The following is an 18,600-nucleotide window of genomic DNA, read 5'->3' on the forward strand; positions in this document are numbered from 1 at the left end:
CCTGTATATTTTTATGGGTCATCCCATTTACATTGTTCATTTTATCACTTTTTGACAAAAAAATCTAGTTTTTCCCGCAGTTTCGATTGAATTTCTTCTAGTTTCATCTATGTAAACCCTTTCTATCTCTAGTCTTGGGCGACTTTTGGAAAAGCTATGTAGAAGGTTAAAAGATTCTCCGCCATCTCGAAACGATAGGGTAATTTTTCATGTTCCAATAGACTCTTGACCACAAAGAGCCCCATCCCAGACCCCTTGGCCTTGCGGCTAGCATTGTCAGAAAAAGATTGGGTTAGTTTTTCTTGTTCTTCTGGACTGCAGCTATTTTCGATAAAGAATTCCCCTTCTCTCTCTCCAATGCCAACCAAGCCACCTGGAGTGGAGTGCTTGATGGCATTGCTGATGAGGTTAGATAGGATCAACTTCATAACTGATGGGTTTAGACAAGCCTGCTGATGTGTCAAACTATTGTCTATCTGGAGTTCTCTTTCTTTGGCTAGTAAGGCATAATCCTTAACGAGACTTTGCGTCATCTGGTATAAGTCAATTTGTTCCCTATCATCTCGCAATTCCTGCACAGACGAGAGAGAAAGTATCTGGAGAACGTGGTGATTGAGCTCATCTACAATCCCCAAGGCAACTCCTAGATAGTGGTCTCTATCCTTATAACGACCAATATTCTCTTTCATGTTTTCGATCAGGATTTTCAAACTAGCCAGAGGTGTTTTCAATTCATGAGAAGCCCCTCGCAGGAATTCGACCTTCATCTTTTCGAGCTGGAGAATAGCTTCATTCTTGTCATGCAAGTCCGCAATGACAGTCAAAAGATGCTGGTAAAGGCTATTGATTTGTTCCTTGAGATCACCAATCTCATCCTTGGAATCCACGCGCAAACGTACTTGAGCATCCAGATCCATCATCCGACGGGTCACTCGCTTAATTTCCAAAATCGGAGCAACAATGGTCCGAGCATAGATATAGGCTACCAAAAGGGAAATCAGAAAGGATGCCAGCAAGGTATAGGGAAGAAACTGGAGACTGATTTGCTCTGCTTCCTTTTGCAAATCCATGGAAACTAGAAACTGGAGAGTCATGGTACCACCGTCCTGCGTTGTCACCTCACGCTCCTCAATAAAGAGGGAAGTTGTCTGGCGGTCCGTATCCAGAGGAAGACTGTCCTTAACTTCTAACTTGTCATCAGTCATCTCGCCCTTGACTGCCCCTTTGATATCACTAGTCTGGGAATACAGGTCTAAGACTTGCTCGATACTCTGCCTGTCTTTCCCTTCTAGGGACTGGGCAATGGCTGTTGCCTTCTGACCAATGGTTTCCTGACGGTGGCTCAAATAAGTCGAAGGAAAAAGAAAATAAATAGCTAAATGAAGGCAAATAACCAGAACGCTAAAAATCGAGAAGGTATAGATAAATATCTTTGTAAACAAACCTGTTCGTTTCATTTTCGCTCCAATTTATAACCAACATTGCGCACAGTGAGGATGCAGTCCAAACCTAGCTTTTTCCGCAGTTCCTTGATGTAAACATCAATGACACGGTCAAAGGGAACCTCATCTGTCGCTTTCCAGACGGCATCAATTATCTGAGATCGGGTCAAAGCCCGTCCTTCATTTTTCACCAGATAGTCCAAAATTTCCAACTCTTTAGCATTAACAGCCACTTCTTGACCTGCTAGGCTGGCACTGTAGCTCTCAAAGTCCACCTTGGTATCCTTATAGGAGAAGACTCGTCCTGTATCGTAGTAGCGCTTAAAAATCGCGTCTACCCTCACTTTTAAGAGGGAGAGGGAGAAGGGCTTTTCCAGATAGCCATCTGCCAGAGAGGCAAAGGCGCTCAGCTTGTATTCCTCATCCTGAAAGGCGGTCAGCATCAAGACAGGGACTTGGCTGGTTTTACGAATCTCCGCTAGGACTTCTAGGCCATTGAGCTTGGGCATCTGGATATCCAGTAAAACCAAGGCTATTTCATAGCTGGAAAATTTTTCTAAGGCTTCTTGACCGTCTGCTGCCTCAATGGTTTCATAACCGCAATCCGTCAAATAGTCACTGACTCCCTCACGGATCATCTCTTCATCTTCTACAATTAAAATTTTCATACTTTAACTGCTCTCTTTTTTATTTTTCTTATACTCAATGAAAATCAAAAAGCAAACTAGGAAGCTAGCCGCAGGTTGCTCAAAGCACTGCTTTGAGGTTGTAGATAGAACTGACAAAGTCAGCTCAAAACACTGTTTTGAGGTTGTGGATAGAACTGACGAAGTCAGTAACCATACCTACGGTAAGGCGACGCTGACGTGGTTTGAAGAGATTTTCGAAGAGTATTAGAATAAATACCTACTCTATTTTCTATTATAGCCTCTTACTGGCCTTTTGTCTTTAATCAACTGACCACTAGATAAAACAAAGAGAGCCTATCGCTCTCTCTGCTTGCATTTGGCTCTCTATGGACTGAAAATTATTTAGCCGCTTTTGAAAATGTTACAACGTAGTTATAATCTTTCCCATTAGCTTGATATACATAGTCCTCTTTGAAAGTATAGCCGCGTTTGCTCAACTCTTCCTTCTTAGCATCAACTTGGCTCTTGACCGCTGCTTTCACCTGTTCATTTGTTGAACCTTCCGCGACTTCAAGAGGAGTTCCATTGATATCTCCTAGGAAACCTGCAATATCTTTCATTTGATCAAAATTATAAAAAACATTTACTTTGACCTTTTGAGGAGATGGTTGTTCTAGACTTCTACGATTTCTGCTAGCGCGTGGTTGAACTGCTGGAGCCATTCTGAAACCTGAAGTTCCTGTAGTCTCCTTAGTGAAAGTGACTACGTAGTTATAATTTTTCACAGTAGTATCTTGCTCAAAAATAATGTCATTTTTCACATGATACCCTCTAGCAGCTAAGTCTTTTATCTTGGCTTCAATTTTTTCTTTTACTAGCTCTTTTGCCTGTGCTTCACTCGTTCCAGCAGGAATTCTGACAGTGTTATCTTCTCCCGGGTCAGATAGGAAGCCATGAATATCTGGCATTCCAGCGAAGTTATAGCTAATATTTACAGTTCCATCTGGTTCTGATGTTGAACGTGCCACTCTTCTTGCTCTTGCTTGAACTGATGGGGCATTTCTAAAACTTGAAGTCCCTTCTGAAGTTGAAGAAGGCTGTGTTGAGCTTTCTGATGGAGATGCTACTGCTGATCTGGAAGTCCCACTTGCACCATGACCAATCGCTGTGCTTCCATTGTCAATAGTAGTTCCACCAGGACCATTATTGGTCAAGCCTTCTCTACCATAATTCGGACTTGAAACTTCTTCACCTGGAACATCCAATGCATTGATTTCATTTTGATATTTTTCTGTAACAGTAGCTACTTCTTCATCGTCTTTTGCTTTGTTAATTTCTTCTATCGCTTTATCTTGTAACGTCTTTAATGCTTCTTTTAATCTTGCCTTTTCATCTGCATCAGTAACTTTTTCAATCGCATCTGCTTTTATTTTAACAACTTCACCGATATTATCATCTATGCTCTCCTTTTTAGCTGACTTCAAGGCTTCTTCCTTCTTAAGTTCTTCTTCTGATTTTGGCTCTGGAGTTGATGTTTCTGGAGTCGGAGTTGATGTTGCTGAATTCCCTGAATCATTTGTAGCATCTGCAGATGGAGTATTGGAAGATTCTGACGGTGTTTCAGATTTACCTGATTCTCCAGCTGGCTGTGTAGTGGAATTGGTATCGCCTGATGTGACCGGTGCTTCTTCACTTGGGGTTACCGGTGATGATGTTGAATCAACTGTAGGAGTTGTAGATGATGCTCCAGACTCTTCTGAATGATTACCTGTTGATGGAGATTCAACTGAAGAAGCTGATTCATCGTCTTTCGGTGCTGAGGCTGTTGGTTCCTCTACTTTTGGCGCTGGGGCCGATGGCTCGTCCGCTTTTGGTGTTGTTGCTGATGGCTCTTCCACTTTCGGTGCTGGGGCCGCTGGCTCTTCCACTTTCGGTGCTGGTGTTGCAGGTTCTTCCACTTTCGGTGCTGGTGTCGTTGGTTCCTCTGCTTTTGGCGCTGGGGCCACTGGCTCTCCTGCTTTTGGTGCTGGGGCCACTGGTTCCTCTGCTTTTGGCGCTGGGGCCACTGGCTCTTCCGCTTTTGGCGCTGGGGCCACTGGCTCTTCCGCTTTTGGCGTTGTGCCTGCTGGTTCTTCCGCTTTTGGCGCTGGTGCCGCTGGTTCCTCTGCTTTCGGTGCTGGAGTTGCAGGTTCCTCTACTTTTGGCGCTGGAGCCGTTGGCTCTTCAGCTTTTGGTGCTGGAGTTGCAGGTGCCTCTGCTTTTGGCGCTGGGGCCACTGGCTCGTCTGCTTTTGGCGTTGTGTCTGCTGATGGTTCTTCCGCTTTCGGCGTTGTGCCTGCTGGCTCTTCCACTTTCGGTGTTGTGCCTGCTGCTGGTTCTTCTGCTTTTGGTGTTGTGCCTGCTGCTGGCTCGTCCGCTTTTGGCGTTGTTCCTGCTGCTGGGTCTTCTACTTTTGATGTTGTGCCTGCTGCTGGGTCTTCCGCTTTCGGCGTTGTGCCTGCTGCTGGGTCTTCTGCTTTCGGTGCTGGTGCCACTGGCTCTTCCACTTTTGGCGTTGTAGCCGATGGTTCTTCTGCTTTTGGCGCTGTTCCTGCTGGCTCTTCCACTTTCGGTGCTGGGGCCGCTGGCTCTTCCACTTTCGGTGCTGGTGTTGCAGGTTCTTCCACTTTCGGTGCTGGTGTCGTTGGTTCCTCTGCTTTTGGCGCTGGTGCCGCTGGCTCTCCTGCTTTTGGTGCTGGGGCCACTGGTTCCTCTGCTTTTGGCGCTGTTCCTGCTGGCTCTTCCACTTTCGGTGCTGGTGTCGTTGGTTCCTCGGCTTTTGGTGCTGGTGCCACTGGCTCTTCTGCTTTTGGCGTTGTGGCTACTGGTTCTTCTGCTTTTGGCGTGGTAGCTACTGGTTCCTCTACTTTTGGTCCTGGCGCCGTTGGCTCTTCTACTTTTGGCGCTGGAGCCGATGGTTCTTCTGATTTCGGTGTTGGAGCTACTGGTTCTTCTGCTTTCGGTGCTGGTGTCGCTGGTTCTTCTGTTTTCGGTGTTGGTGCCACTGGTTCTTCTGTTTTCGGTGCTGGCGCCACTGGCTCTTCCACTTTCGGTGCTGATTCTGATGAAGCTGAAACTTCAGAACTTGGATTTGAAGCTAAAGGTTGATTTGTAGTCCCTGTATTTGAAGGGGCATTGTCTGTTACTGAACTTGATTCACCTGAATCAGCACTAGTTGTAGCGCCCAGTGATGGAGCATTTGAAACTTCCTCCCTTGTTTCGGCTTTTGGCGCAACTGTGACTGGTGTTTCTGATTTCAGTGCTGGCGATATTGACTCTTCAGCTTTCGCTGCCGATACTGCTGGTGTTTCCACAACTACTGGTGTCGTTTGTTTAACAGTAGTTGTTTGCTCTCCAGTTACAGTATTTGTCTTTGTTTCAACTTCATAACTTTGACAGCTACCAGAATTATCAATTGACACTCGCTGTCTTTTGACTTCTGTATTTCCATCTTTTAGAAAAGCTTCTTCGCTAAAATACAATTTATTATTGACAAAAATCAAATCTCTATTTGCAATACGATTTATCTCAACCAAACTATCAACAGATAGTCCTGTTGCTCCACTAATAGCACTCAGTGTATCTCCCCACTTAATAGTATAGTGTGATAAATTGTCTATATTTTGAATATCAGCTTTTACTTCTGCAACTGTTCTGGCTACCCAAACACCATCTTGTTCATTAGCTGAAACAGTTGGAGCTAAAAAGCCCAGTCCCAATAAAATCACACCTGTCGCAACAATTGCACCAGTTCTTAATTTTCTAAAGCCACGTAGGGATAAAGTCCCTCTAACATTTGTTTGTCTCATTGTTTTCCTCACTATTTTATATTTTTTAAAAAGGCAAACTCAGCCACAGCAGGCCCGTCTACCTTTGCAATCTGGATAGATATCTACAGGTTTTCTATTTATTTAAAAGCAAATTATGAATAAATTTTTATGCATATTTGAATATAGAAATTGTAAATTGTCCTTCCACTGAATTCCACGATTTTAGTATATCACATACACCAACAAAAGTACAAAGAAAGCAACTGAAAGCAATGATTTTCACCACTGCTTTCGGCTCTATTTTGTATTGTTAAATATCCATTCTCTATCTATCATTCTGAAATATAAAAACAAGATGCAGTCTCTATTTTAGACTAATTTTTTCAAACTTATTCGCTATCCAGCAGAAGCTCTTTTGGTTGTTTTCTAAGGAGATTGCTTGAAGCAAGCGCCATAACGAGAACCACTAGAACCAAGGCAAGGACAAAGACGATGATAAAGTCCGATGTCTGAATGGAAATATCTAGGCTCGACAAGGTCTTGCTAAAGCCATCTACTTCTGCACCACCACCAAGGTTAGAAGCTTGAGCAGCCTTGCTGGCTTGCTTGGCAACACCTGAAGTGACATTGGCAAGAACAGTATTTCCGATTGCACGAGCTGTGTAGTTGGCTAGAAAGTAAGCAGAAACAAGAGCAGGGATGGCAATCAAGATGGATTCAGTGATGAATTGACCCAAGATACTTGCCTGTTTGAGACCAATAGAGAGGAGGATTCCCACTTCCTTGCGACGAGCGTTGATCCAAAGGCTGAGCAAGAGGGCAAGGAGGAGAACTGAGAAGCTCAAGCTACCCCAGAAGAGGAGGTTGGCCATCTTGTACATACCAGAGATGGATTGCTCTAGAGCTGGGTAGTTTGAGGAGCTCTTCACAAGTGTATAGCTCTTCCAATTTATACCACTGATACCATTCAACTCTTTCATGACATCATCCAAGTTCTTGTCCGCTGTTACAAAGAAGGTTGCGTCCCCATAAATAGCTGTGTCTTCTGTGTATCCATAAAGTTTTGCAGCAGTGTGAATGTCTGTGATAGCTGTATTTTCATAGAGTTCTTGTGAGTAGGTTACTGCCGACTTATTGTGACCATCAAAGAGTCCCTTGATTGTCACTTCGACTGTTTCCTTGGCCCCTTTTTCATTGTCTGCATCATAGACATTGGAGTCCAGTTTAACCTTATCTCCTACTTTCCAGCCGTGTTTGGCTGCCAAGTCCTTGTGCATGAGGATCTTGCCCTTGTCGTCGTTTGTTAGGTGCTCACCTTCGACCAGCTTATAAGAACCAGAGACAAACTTGTCTTCTTTAGAGGAGTCATTGACACCTGTAATCATCAAGCTACTTCCAAAATGTTTAGAACGGTCAGGAGTCAGATTTTTCTTGGTATCTGGCGTTTCGATAAGTTCATATCCAGTCAAATCTCCGATAGCGTTGATGCGTTTCACATAAGACTCAATGGCCTTATTTTCGGTAATTTTTTTGATATCTTCACCTTTAATATTCCCAGCACCACGTGGCGTTCCTTGATTGACGCGACGATTGATTTGCATGGAGAAGCTATTGGTGATATTTTTAAAGGTCTCCTGAGAAGCCTTGGCAGTAGCTCCCTTGATCGACAAGCCGACCAAACTCAAGCTCGCCATAAGGAGAATAATCAGGAAGATGACAATCGATTTGAAAAACTTCCTTGTAACATAGGCAAATGCGTTGTGTAACATAGATTCCCTTTCTAGATTTGATTTTATTTCAATGTCTTATAACTTATATAAATTATTTTTTTACTATTTCCCTTAGATTGTGCGGACGGGAGCAACTTCCTGTAGGAATTTCATCCCTAATTTTTGAGCCATATGTCTCAAAAATTCCGGACTAGATAATAACTTTGTTATTATCTAGGCTATCACTACTGCGGGAAATAGTTGTTAAAGACTCACTTCGTTTATTATTGCTTTACACGTATCTGATTACCAACTAATACTATTTTAAAGTTTAATAACTAGATTCTATATTTCAGTCAGTTTCTTATCTTTCAACTCAAGTGTAATATCTGACGCTTGTGCCACTTCTTTGCTGTGGGTAACGACGATCACACATTTACCTGTTTTCTGGGCAAGTGATTTGAGCAGTTCGACAATATCTCCAGCAGTTTTAGGGTCCAGATTTCCCGTTGGCTCATCAGCTAGAATAACTGGAGCTTCTGATACCAGACTACGAGCTATGGCAACACGTTGCTGTTGACCACCTGATAACTGGAGAACATTCCGCTTGATCTGACTTTCATCCAAACCAAGCTCAAGAAGTGTATCCTTCCTTGCTTTTTTGTTGACCAAGCGGATATTTTCCAGCGGAGAAAGATAATCTATCAAGTTATAATTTTGAAAGACCAAAGAAATATGGTGCATACGATGGTAAGAATACCCCTTCTTACGAATGTCCTCTCCTTGGAAAAGAATCGAACCTTCAACAGGACTATCTAGACCAGCAAGGAGGGACAAGAGAGTGGATTTTCCTGCTCCCGACTCACCAATGATACTGTAAAATTTCCCGGGTTCAAAATTATAATTGATCTGATATAAAACTGCCTCAGCAGTGTTCTTATAACGGTAGGTAAGGTCTTGTAATTGTAATAAAGTCATGATTTCTCCTTCTTAACTAATAGATGATAAAATTTCTTTAGGCGATTTTCTAAATAAGAATAGGAAACAAAGGGCTACAGACAAGCAACTAAGCAGAACTAGAAAAACATAGGATTCTGCAAAAGATAGGATGCTGGTTGATAGACTGCTTGCTTTGGCTAGCGTGTCTTGTAAGCTTGCCTGATCTCCACTTGCTAGTAGAGTTTGGAGTAGGTAAGATGTGATAGCGTTTCCTGCAACAAATGCCGGAAGCAAAGATCCTAGAGATACCAAAACTACCTCTAAACAGAACTGTAGGAAGATCGAGCTTTTGCCTTTTCCAAGTGCAAGTAAAATCCCCACTTCGTAGACTCGTTCTCTCAACCAGAGAGACAAGACTAAAATCAAGGCGCCTGCTCCAGCTATCATCATCCCATAAAGGAAGATGGTCAGAAAGGTTTGGAAGGTTGCAACTGAGTCTTTGATTTGTTCAAAAGCCTTGCTTTCCTTCTCAACTTGGTAGCCTTGATTTTCTAAGGCCAAGTTTTCCACCTGCTTCATGAGTCCGTCCATTTCCTTAGGATTTTCTACATAGAAGCGCGCTGCACTGACTTGAGCTTCACTATTTCCCAGAAGGGTCTGGCTACTTTCATAGTCAGTAAAGACCTGGTTTTCACTGAAGTCTGAAGACAAGCCTGTGAATTTCTCTTGTTTTTTACCAGAAAAAATTCCGACAATCTCAAACTCTACTGTTTGCCCTTTTCCAGATTCTGACTGACCAGCATCCAAGACAATCTTGTCATGAAGGGAAAGAGCATTCTTCTTAGCCAGCTCTTCGTGTATTATGATTTTCTTTGAATCCCCTTTTTGAATGTGTCGCCCTTCTTTTAGATTGAAAGCCGAGCTGGTAAAGGTGACATCCTTGGATGAATCCTCAAGAGCCGTTAAGCTAACCAAATTCTTGTCCGCTGCTGACAAATCATCACGTTCTACGCTCTGCTCACCACTCACCGCTTCCTTGTCTTTCAGTTTTGCGACCGTCTCCAGTTCAGGAGAGACATTTTCCAGTCCCTTAATCTTGCTTACAGATGCTAGGTCTGACAACTTGAAGGTCTGACCATTTTCTATCTTCTTAATAGAAAAAGATGCGTTGAGTGATTTATAAAGATTGGTTTCCACTGTTTTATTGGACTTCATCAAAGTCAAACAAGCAGAAATTCCTGCCAAGAGAACCAATAAAATCAGAAATAAAATAAAACTTCTCAGTCGTTTTCTGCTGACATAAGCCCAAGCTCTTTGGATTGGATTCATTTGTCACCTCCATATTTGTAAGAATATTATAAAATTCAAATATGAAATGTTTATGAAATACAAAAAAAGAGCAAAAATTTTTTGCTCTACGTAAATTAGATAAAAAACAAAAGAGCTAGCCTCAGCTAACTCTTATCCTATGCGGAGAGAGGGACTTGAACCCTCACGACCTAAAGCGGTCACAGGATCCTTAGTCCTGCGCGTCTGCCAATTCCGCCATCCCCGCGTCGATTACTTTACTAGTATATCAACTTTTAGGATGCTTGTCAACACTTTTTTTCAATTTTTTTCATTTCATCAACCAAATTACTCAGAAAGTTCATTTAGATTTTCATCTACTAACTTAGCTCCAAGTGTGTTTTTGAAATGACCTAGGGCAAATTGATGATTTTCAGGCCAGATGGAAGCAACGGCTGGTTTAACAATCTCAATGTCATATCCTAAATTGTAGGCATCTATAGCTGTATGCAGGACACAGATATCCGTCAAGACTCCTGTTAAGATAACTGTAGACACTCGACGCTCTCTCAAGCGGATATCCAGGTCAGTCCCTGAAAATGCTGAGTAATGGCGTTTATCCATCCAAAAGACACGACTGTCCGAACCATGCTCTTGATAAAAGGCTCCCAAATCTCCGTATAAATTCCGTCCACTAGTCCCAATCAAATTATGAGGAGGAAATAGCTTGCTTTCTGGATGGAAACAATCGTTTTCTTCGTGAGCATCGATGGTAAAGAAGATGTAGTCTCCTCGTTCAAAAGCTAATCGAGTTACCTTGCTGATGGCATCCGAAATCGCCTGAGCTGGAGCACCTGATGTCAGCTTCCCACTATCAGCAACAAAATCTTCTGTATAGTCAATCGAAATTAAAGCCTTAGTCATTAGTAATCTCTTTTCTTCACTTCTTCAAAAATATCTGAAATCAAGACCTTAAGATAGGTTCCCTTCATTCCAAGTGAGCGACTTTCAATAATTCCCGCAGACTCAAGTTTACGAAGGGCATTGACAATCACCGAACGGGTTATTCCGATACGATCTGCAATCACTGACGCAGTCAACTGTCCTTCATTTCCGTTTAACTCCCCTAAAATAGCTGAAACAGCACGGAGTTCTGAGTAAGAAAGGGTATTGACCGCCATGGTGACAGCAGTACGACGGCGGATGTTTTTCTCATCTTCTTCACGTTGGAAGTTGAGGAGTTGAATCCCAACAACGGTACTGGCAATCTCAACAAGAATCAAGTCCTCATCTTCGAATTTCTTATCATTGCGCCAAATAATCAAAGAGCCCAAGCGAATCCCTGACACATGAATCGGTGCAATAGTCGTCAAGCCATCTGGAAAATCGGCACGACTTTCCACAGGGAAAATACTCAAATCATGATCAACTGTCAGATTGGCTTCTGTATCGTAGATCATATTCGCTCCCTGTACATAGTCATCCGGGAAAATCTTAGTTTGGAAGAATTGCTCCACGCGATCTGTATTGGTTTTATAACGCATAAAATAGCCAAGAAGACGACCCTTGCTGTTAACAATACAGGCGTTACAATCAATAATATCAGCAAGCTGACGTGTAATCGCATTGTAGGGAAGCTCTTCCTGTAACTGCTCCTCCGAGCGCTTCAGGATAGAAGTAATTTTTCTAGTTTTTTCTAATAAATGTGCCATTTTTCACCTCGAATTTAATCGCTATCATTATAACATAAACAGCTTGAATTTTCAATTATTATCTGAAAATTGCTTATTTAATTGCAATTTGAAAAAACAAGAATATTTTTAATTAAATTGCTTCTTTTCTATTGACAAGCCCCCTATTTTTGTGTATTATAATATTACAAAAAGATAATATAACTATTTTATTTATCTTTCTTTTTCCATTCGGTCTCCTTATATAAAAAAGCGATTCATTTTGAACCGCTTTTTCTTATTTATCGCCCTTGTTACGAATAACAAAGCCTGTTTTCTTTTCGCTTGAAGTAGTGCGTGGTTTTTTATTATCCTTACGGTAACGTTTTTCCTTATCAAAACGATCATTGCCACGACTGCCTTTTTTAAAATCATCACGGCGACCATTGCCACGGCGTTCGCGATCACGACGGTCATCTCCACGACCTCCCTTAGCTTTACCACCGAAGCCATTACCTGATGGTTTAAATGGCAGTGGTTTTTCACGTGCAATCTCCACTTCAGGAAGACTATCTGGGTCTTGAACAGTCAGACTCAAGATATACATTGCCAATTCTTCTGGAGTAAATTCGGCAGCTAGCTTACGAGCATCCTTACCAAATTTCTCAAAGTTGGCACGGATAGTCTCATCTGCAAAATCACGTTCGATTTTCTTAAGAGCCACTTGTTTTTTAGCTTGGAAAGCTTCTTCTGCACTTGCAGGTTTGAGACCTTTCATACGTTTCTTAGTCAAGTTTTCAATGATTTGAAGGTAGCCCATTTCATTTGGTGATACGAAAGTAATAGACTGACCTGACTTACCAGCACGACCTGTACGACCGATACGGTGAACATAACTTTCAGGATCTTGTGGAATATCGTAGTTATAGACATGGGTCACACCTGAAATATCCAAGCCACGCGCTGCAACGTCTGTCGCAACCAAAACATCAAGATTGCCATTTTTAAAGTCACGAAGGACACGAAGACGTTTGTTTTGGTCCAAATCACCATGAATTCCTTCTGCACGGAAGCCACGGATTTTCAAACCACGAGTCAATTCATCTACACGACGTTTGGTACGACCAAATACGATAGCAAGTTCTGGTTGTTCCACATCCATAAGACGAGTCATGGTATCAAATTTTTCTTGTTCTTTAACACGAATATAGTATTGGTCAACCAATTCTGTTGTCAATTCCTTAGCCGCAATCTTCACATGCTCAGGTTCTTTCATAAACTGAACACCGATACGTTTGATGGCATCTGGCATGGTTGCTGAAAAGAGCAAAGTTTGACGATTTTCAGGGACGCGGGAGATGATAGCTTCGATGTCTTCAAGGAAGCCCATGTTGAGCATTTCATCTGCTTCGTCAAGAATGAGGGTTTCAATGTCTTGTAATCTCAAGGCCTTACGTTTAATCAAGTCCAAAAGGCGACCAGGTGTTCCCACCACGATATGGGCACCAGATTTAAGAGCCTTAATTTGTTTTTCAATGCTTGATCCGCCATATACTGAACGGACTTTGACTCCCTTGCTACGACCAAAGCGGAAGAGTTCCTCTTGACTTTGGACAGCTAATTCACGTGTTGGAGCGATAACCAAGGCTTGGATGGTCGCTTCTTCTGTGCGGATTTTTTCAAGGGTAGGCAAGCCAAAGGCTGCAGTTTTTCCTGTACCAGTCTGTGCTTGACCGATAACATCCTTACCTTCGAGCGCCAAGGGAATAGTTTGTTCTTGGATAGGACTGGCTTCTACAAAACCAGCTTTTTCAATTTCTGCTAGCAAATCAGCAGACAAGTTAAATTCATTAAATTTCACGTTATTCTTCTTTCTAAAGGTGGTGCGAAGCCACCCTATAGGGCTTGGTTTATACTTTTCTTTTTATGACGTACTTTCATATACTGGATACAAAATCGTGTTGCTTCTTTTCCACAAAAGAAAAGTACTGTTTTCTTTGCAACCTATCTAGTATAACACAAGACCAGAACAAAAGATAGCTAAATCCGTCGATAATGTCATGTAAACGATTTTTCTGAGAAAGTAAGGCTATAATTTCCACTATTTCATAAACTTTTTTAAAGCGTAGCAGAATTGTGCAAAAGTTTTTTTCTTGTGCTAGAATGAAATTCGAATAGGAGGAAGATAAATGTTAACTTATGATTTAATCGTTATCGGATTTGGTAAAGCTGGTAAAACACTAGCTGGTAAATTGGCTTCAGCTGGCAAAAAAGTTGCCCTCGTTGAACGTAGTAAAGCTATGTATGGTGGAACTTGTATCAACATTGGTTGTATCCCAACTAAAACTTTGCTAGTTGCTGCTGAGAAAGACTTGTCTTTTGAAGAAGTCATTGCTACCAAAAACACTATCACTGGTCGCCTTAACGGTAAAAACTATGCGACTGTTGCTGGTACAGGTGTCGATATTTTTGATGCGGAAGCTCACTTCCTTTCAAACAAAGTCATCGAAATCCAAGCTGGTGATGAAAAGAAAGAACTGACTGCTGAAACAATCGTCATCAACACTGGTGCTGTTTCAAACGTCTTGCCAATCCCTGGACTTGCTACAAGCAAAAACGTCTTTGACTCAACAGGTATCCAAAACTTGGACAAATTGCCTGAAAACCTTGGAGTCCTTGGTGGTGGAAATATCGGTCTTGAATTTGCTGGTCTTTACAACAAACTTGGAAGCAAGGTCACAGTCCTTGATGCCTTGGATACATTCCTACCTCGTGCAGAACCTTCCATCGCAGCTCTTGCTAAACAATACATGGAAGAAGACGGTATTGAATTGCTTCAAAATATCCGTACTACTGAAATTAAAAATGACGGTGACCAAGTCCTTGTCGTAACCGAAAACGAAACTTACCGTTTCGATGCCCTTCTCTATGCAACTGGACGCAAACCAAATGTAGAACCACTTCAACTTGAAAATACAGATATTGAACTAACTGAACGTGGTGCTATTAAAGTAGACAAACATTGTCAAACAAACGTTCCTGGTGTCTTTGCAGTTGGAGATGTCAACGGTGGCCTTCAATTTACTTACATTTCACTTGATGACTTCCGTGTTGTCTACAGCTACCTTGCTGGAGATGGCAGCTACACTCTTGAAGACCGTCTCAATGTTCCAAACACCATGTTTATCACACCTGCCCTTTCACAAGTTGGTTTGACTGAAAGCCAAGCAGCTGATTTGAAACTTCCATACGCTGTTAAGGAAATCCCTGTTGCAGCAATGCCTCGTGCTCACGTAAATGGAGACCTTCGTGGAGCTTTCAAAGCTGTTGTGAATACTGAAACAAAAGAAATTCTTGGAGCAAGCATCTTCTCAGAAGGTTCTCAAGAAATCATCAACATCATCACTGTTGCTATGGACAACAAGATTCCTTACACTTACTTCACAAAACAAATCTTCACTCACCCAACCTTGGCTGAGAATTTGAATGACTTGTTTGCGATTTAAGTTGAGATTTAATCGTATCGAACAGCCCTCTTTGGGCTGTTTTTACTTCTGCGAAATCTCAAATCTGTCTTTTCCCTCTTTTATGATATAATAGAAACATGAAATTAAAAACTACTTTGGGCCTCCTAGCTGGGCGCTCTTCCCACTTCATTTTAAGCCGTCTTGGCCGTGGAAGTACGCTCCCAGGAAAAGTCGCCCTTCAATTTGATAAAGATATTTTACAAAACCTTGCTAAGAACTACGAGATTGTCGTGGTCACTGGAACCAACGGAAAAACCCTGACAACTGCCCTCACTGTCGGCATTTTAAAAGAGGTTTATGGTCAAGTTCTGACCAACCCAAGCGGTGCCAACATGATTACAGGAATTGCGACAACCTTCTTAACCGCCAAGGGTTCTAAAACTGGGAAAAACATTGCCGTACTAGAAATTGACGAAGCCAGTCTATCTCGTATCTGTGACTATATCCAGCCAAGCCTTTTTGTCATCACTAATATCTTCCGTGACCAGATGGACCGCTATGGTGAGATTTACACAACTTATAAGATGATTTTGGATGCTATTCGTAAGGTACCTACGGCTACTGTTCTCCTCAATGGTGACAGTCCGCTTTTCTACAAGCCAGCAATTCCAAATCCTGTACAGTATTTTGGTTTTGACTTGGAAAAAGGCCCAGCCCAGCTGGCTCACTATAATACAGAAGGAATTCTCTGTCCTGACTGCCAAGGTATCCTCAAATATGAGCAGAATACCTATGCAAACTTGGGTGCCTATATCTGTGAAGGCTGTGGATGTAAACGTCCTGATCTCGACTATCGCTTGACAGAACTGGTTGAGTTAACCAACAATCGCTCTCGCTTTGTCATTGACGGACAAGAATACGGTATCCAAATCGGTGGTCTCTACAATATCTACAACGCCCTAGCTGCGGTTGCCATCGCCCGTTTTCTCGGCGCAGATTCACAACTCATCAAGCAAGGATTTGATAAGAGCCGTGCAGTCTTTGGACGCCAAGAAACCTTCCATATAGGTGACAAGGAATGCACCCTTGTCTTGATTAAAAATCCAGTCGGTGCAACCCAAGCTATCGAAATGATCAAACTAGCACCTTATCCATTTAGCCTATCTGTCCTCCTTAACGCTAACTATGCAGACGGTATTGACACCAGCTGGATTTGGGATGCGGACTTTGAACAAATCACTGACATGGATATTCCTGAAATCAACGCTGGCGGTGTTCGTCATTCTGAAATCGCACGTCGTCTCCGAGTGACAGGCTATCCAGCTGATAAAATCACTGAAACAAGCAATCTGGAACAAGTTCTTAAGACAATTGAGAACCAAGACTGCAAGCATGCTTATATTCTGGCTACCTATACTGCTATGCTTGAATTCCGCGAACTGCTGGCTAGTCGTCAGATTGTTAGAAAGGAGATGAACTAATGGTTTATACTTCACTTTCCTCAAAAGATGGCAATTACCCTTATCAGCTCAACATTGCCCACCTCTACGGAAACCTCATGAATACATACGGGGACAATGGAAACATCCTCATGCTCAAGTACGTGGCTGAAAAACTAGGGGCTCATGTGACGGTTGACATCGTTTCACTTCATGATGATTTCGATGAAAATCACTACGACATTGCCTTTTTCGGAGGTGGTCAAGACTTTGAACAGAGTATCATTGCAGACGACCTACCTGCTAAAAAAGAGAGCATTGACAACTACATCCAAAACGACGGTGTGGTTCTGGCTATCTGCGGTGGTTTCCAACTATTGGGTCAATATTATGTTGAAGCTTCAGGGAGACGCATCGAAGGACTAGGGGTCATGGGCCACTACACGCTCAACCAGACCAATAACCGTTTTATCGGGGACATCAAGATTCATAATGAAGATTTCAATGAAACCTACTATGGATTTGAGAATCATCAGGGCCGTACCTTCCTCTCAGATGATCAAAAACCACTGGGACAGGTTGTCTATGGAAATGGAAATAACGAAGAAAAAGTCGGCGAAGGTGTTCATTATAAGAATGTCTTTGGTTCCTACTTCCACGGGCCTATCCTCTCTCGTAATGCCAATCTAGCTTATCGCCTAGTCACTACTGCCCTCAAGAAGAAATATGGTCAGGACATTCAACTCCCTGCTTATGAGGACATTCTCAGCCAAGAAATCGCTGAAGAATACAGTGATGTCAAAAGCAAGGCTGACTTTTCTTAAACAAAGGAAAATGATATCAAAGAACTCCGTTATCTTGTCGGAGTTCTTTTTGTCTGTTCTTTTACCCTTCTCCCTTGCATTTTCTCTCATTTTTTGCCAAAATAGAGGGGTAGAAAGAAGGTAGCATATGTCTAAATTACAACAAATCGTAACATATCTTGAATCAGAAAAACTAGACGTCGCTGTCGTATCTGACCCCGTCACAATCAATTACCTCACTGGCTTTTACAGTGATCCCCATGAACGCCAAATGTTCCTTTTTGTCCTAGCGGATCAGGAACCCCTCCTTTTTGTCCCAGCCCTTGAAGTGGAGCGTGCGAGCAGCACTGTTTCCTTCCCAGTTGTGGGCTATGTGGACTCTGAAAATCCATGGCAAAAAATGAAACATGCTCTTCCACAACTTGACTTCAAACGTGTCGCTGTTGAGTTTGACAATCTCATCTTGACCAAATATCATGGCTTGAAAACAGTTTTTGAAACTGCTGAGTTTAACAACCTCACACCTCGTATCCAACGCATGCGCCTCATCAAATCTGCTGACGAAGTGCAAAAAATGATGGTTGCAGGTCTCTATGCGGACAAGGCTGTTAAGGTTGGCTTTGATAATATTTCTCTTGATAAGACAGAGACAGATATCATCGCCCAAATTGACTTTGCTATGAAGCGTGAAGGTTATGAAATGAGCTTTGATACCATGGTCTTGACTGGTGATAATGCTGCAAATCCACACGGTATTCCAGCAGCTAACAAGGTTGAAAATGATGCTCTTCTCCTCTTTGACCTTGGTGTTCTAGTCAACGGCTATGCGTCAGATATGACTCGTACAGTCGCAGTCGGCAAACCTGACCAATTCAAGAAAGACATTTATAACTTGACTCTTGAAGCCCAACAAGCTGCTCTTGACTTTATCAAGCCAGGAGTGACTGCCCATGAAGTGGATCGCGCTGCTCGTGAGGTCATCGAAAAAGCTGGTTACGGCGAGTACTTCAACCACCGTCTCGGTCACGGTATCGGTATGGATGTCCATGAATTCCCATCTATCATGGAAGGAAACGACATGGTCATCGAAGAAGGCATGTGCTTCTCTGTTGAACCAGGTATCTATATCCCTGGTAAAGTCGGTGTCCGTATCGAAGACTGTGGTGTTGTTACCAAAGATGGCTTTGACCTCTTTACAAACACCAGCAAAGACTTGCTTTATTTTGATTAAAATTCTTCGAAAATCTTCCCACAATAAAACGCATAGTATCAAGTTTTCGGCTCTATAATATTTGTAGTGGGTAAATCCCCTATGGATCTTATGGAGCCTATTTTGTTGTAGAAAAAAAGTCCCATATGACCTATAATGAAAAGCGACTAAACAACTCATTAGAAAGATTCATATG

General features: G+C 42.3%; 13 protein-coding genes and 1 tRNA gene. 4 read left to right on the forward strand and 10 right to left on the reverse strand.

What is annotated here, in order from left to right; genetic code table 11:
* Positions 1-128: 128 nt before the first annotated feature.
* The 10 genes from vncS to cshA form a co-directional block, all read right to left on the reverse strand.
* Positions 129-1,457 carry a sensor histidine kinase VncS gene (vncS, locus tag QM843_RS01210; RefSeq protein WP_414304310.1) on the reverse strand — a complete coding sequence of 443 codons (1,329 nt, stop codon included), beginning with the start codon at positions 1,455-1,457 and terminating at the stop codon, positions 129-131.
* Positions 1,454-2,110, reverse strand: a complete 657-nt coding sequence (gene vncR / locus QM843_RS01215; RefSeq protein WP_414304311.1) for a response regulator transcription factor VncR — start codon at positions 2,108-2,110, stop codon at positions 1,454-1,456. The genes vncS and vncR overlap by 4 nt, the downstream gene beginning before the upstream one ends.
* Positions 2,111-2,469: 359 nt before the next feature.
* Complete coding sequence (locus tag QM843_RS01220) at positions 2,470-5,919, reverse strand: LysM peptidoglycan-binding domain-containing protein (protein ID WP_414304312.1); 3,450 nt, start codon at positions 5,917-5,919, stop codon at positions 2,470-2,472.
* 350 nt (positions 5,920-6,269) lie between these two features.
* On the reverse strand, positions 6,270-7,649 hold the full coding sequence (vex3, locus tag QM843_RS01225) for an ABC transporter permease subunit Vex3 (protein ID WP_414304313.1): 1,380 nt from the start codon (positions 7,647-7,649) through the stop codon (positions 6,270-6,272).
* 285 nt (positions 7,650-7,934) lie between these two features.
* Positions 7,935-8,567, reverse strand: a complete 633-nt coding sequence (gene vex2, locus QM843_RS01230; protein ID WP_414304314.1) for an ABC transporter ATP-binding subunit Vex2 — start codon at positions 8,565-8,567, stop codon at positions 7,935-7,937.
* A 12-nt stretch (positions 8,568-8,579) separates the two neighbouring features.
* On the reverse strand, positions 8,580-9,857 hold the full coding sequence (locus tag QM843_RS01235) for an ABC transporter permease (protein WP_414304315.1): 1,278 nt from the start codon (positions 9,855-9,857) through the stop codon (positions 8,580-8,582).
* 140 nt (positions 9,858-9,997) lie between these two features.
* Positions 9,998-10,083 (reverse strand) — tRNA-Leu (locus QM843_RS01240).
* A gap of 80 nt (positions 10,084-10,163) precedes the next feature.
* Positions 10,164-10,739, reverse strand: coding sequence for a cysteine hydrolase family protein (locus QM843_RS01245; RefSeq protein ID WP_414304316.1), 576 nt, complete (start codon positions 10,737-10,739; stop codon positions 10,164-10,166).
* Positions 10,739-11,527 carry a GTP-sensing pleiotropic transcriptional regulator CodY gene (gene codY / locus QM843_RS01250; protein WP_049542801.1) on the reverse strand — a complete coding sequence of 263 codons (789 nt, stop codon included), beginning with the start codon at positions 11,525-11,527 and terminating at the stop codon, positions 10,739-10,741. The genes QM843_RS01245 and codY overlap by 1 nt, the downstream gene beginning before the upstream one ends.
* 256 nt (positions 11,528-11,783) lie before the next feature.
* Complete coding sequence (gene cshA, locus QM843_RS01255; protein ID WP_414304317.1) at positions 11,784-13,346, reverse strand: degradosome RNA helicase CshA; 1,563 nt, start codon at positions 13,344-13,346, stop codon at positions 11,784-11,786.
* 328 nt (positions 13,347-13,674) lie between these two features.
* On the opposite strand from cshA, the gene QM843_RS01260 reads away from it, so the two are divergent.
* The 4 genes from QM843_RS01260 (at position 13,675) to QM843_RS01275 (ending at position 18,425) form a co-directional block, all read left to right on the forward strand.
* Positions 13,675-14,991 carry an FAD-containing oxidoreductase gene (locus QM843_RS01260; RefSeq protein WP_414304318.1) on the forward strand — a complete coding sequence of 439 codons (1,317 nt, stop codon included), beginning with the start codon at positions 13,675-13,677 and terminating at the stop codon, positions 14,989-14,991.
* Positions 14,992-15,089: 98 nt separating this feature from the next.
* Positions 15,090-16,433, forward strand: a complete 1,344-nt coding sequence (gene murT / locus QM843_RS01265; protein ID WP_414304319.1) for a lipid II isoglutaminyl synthase subunit MurT — start codon at positions 15,090-15,092, stop codon at positions 16,431-16,433.
* Complete coding sequence (gene gatD, locus QM843_RS01270; protein ID WP_140223975.1) at positions 16,433-17,215, forward strand: lipid II isoglutaminyl synthase subunit GatD; 783 nt, start codon at positions 16,433-16,435, stop codon at positions 17,213-17,215. Before murT ends, gatD begins: the two co-directional genes overlap by 1 nt.
* A 127-nt stretch (positions 17,216-17,342) precedes the next feature.
* A complete protein-coding gene (locus tag QM843_RS01275; RefSeq protein WP_000040929.1) occupies positions 17,343-18,425 on the forward strand; it encodes a M24 family metallopeptidase in 1,083 nt (360 codons plus the stop codon).
* Positions 18,426-18,600 lie beyond the last annotated feature (175 nt).

This window comes from Streptococcus mitis, assembly GCF_047463435.1.
Classification (GTDB): Bacteria; Bacillota; Bacilli; order Lactobacillales; family Streptococcaceae; genus Streptococcus; species Streptococcus mitis_DS.

What these genes read in the sequence shown, in the direction of transcription:
- vncS (WP_414304310.1), bottom strand. Translation starts at nt 1,457, where the DNA reads ATGAAACGAACAGGTTTGTTTACAAAGATATTTATCTATACCTTCTCG.
- vncR (WP_414304311.1), bottom strand. Translation starts at nt 2,110, where the DNA reads ATGAAAATTTTAATTGTAGAAGATGAAGAGATGATCCGTGAGGGAGTC.
- QM843_RS01220 (WP_414304312.1), bottom strand. Translation starts at nt 5,919, where the DNA reads ATGAGACAAACAAATGTTAGAGGGACTTTATCCCTACGTGGCTTTAGA.
- vex3 (WP_414304313.1), bottom strand. Translation starts at nt 7,649, where the DNA reads ATGTTACACAACGCATTTGCCTATGTTACAAGGAAGTTTTTCAAATCG.
- vex2 (WP_414304314.1), bottom strand. Translation starts at nt 8,567, where the DNA reads ATGACTTTATTACAATTACAAGACCTTACCTACCGTTATAAGAACACT.
- QM843_RS01235 (WP_414304315.1), bottom strand. Translation starts at nt 9,857, where the DNA reads ATGAATCCAATCCAAAGAGCTTGGGCTTATGTCAGCAGAAAACGACTG.
- QM843_RS01245 (WP_414304316.1), bottom strand. Translation starts at nt 10,739, where the DNA reads ATGACTAAGGCTTTAATTTCGATTGACTATACAGAAGATTTTGTTGCT.
- codY (WP_049542801.1), bottom strand. Translation starts at nt 11,527, where the DNA reads ATGGCACATTTATTAGAAAAAACTAGAAAAATTACTTCTATCCTGAAG.
- QM843_RS01260 (WP_414304318.1), top strand. Translation starts at nt 13,675, where the DNA reads ATGTTAACTTATGATTTAATCGTTATCGGATTTGGTAAAGCTGGTAAA.
- murT (WP_414304319.1), top strand. Translation starts at nt 15,090, where the DNA reads ATGAAATTAAAAACTACTTTGGGCCTCCTAGCTGGGCGCTCTTCCCAC.
- gatD (WP_140223975.1), top strand. Translation starts at nt 16,433, where the DNA reads ATGGTTTATACTTCACTTTCCTCAAAAGATGGCAATTACCCTTATCAG.
- QM843_RS01275 (WP_000040929.1), top strand. Translation starts at nt 17,343, where the DNA reads ATGTCTAAATTACAACAAATCGTAACATATCTTGAATCAGAAAAACTA.